Below are 234 nucleotides of genomic sequence, written 5' to 3'. Positions count from 1 at the left end.
CGCGCCCCACCCAGACACACGCACACCCCCCCCCCCCCCCCGCCCCCGACCGCGTCGCCCCGTGTGCGCCCCTGCGATATGGGTGGCGTCACCCGCACCCCCCCGTGACCAGATGGAGAACTCGCGTGACCAGACGGACGACTCGCGTGCTTGGAGGGTCGGCTAGGTCAGGTCGTCGAATTCGCCGGATTTGACGCCGTTGAGATAGGCGGACATTTCGGCGCGGGTGAAGAA

It is taken from the genome of Amycolatopsis sp. NPDC059027, assembly GCF_042739735.1.
Classification (GTDB): Bacteria; Actinomycetota; Actinomycetes; order Mycobacteriales; family Pseudonocardiaceae; genus Amycolatopsis.
Note: the sequence above shows the minus strand (reverse complement) of the source record.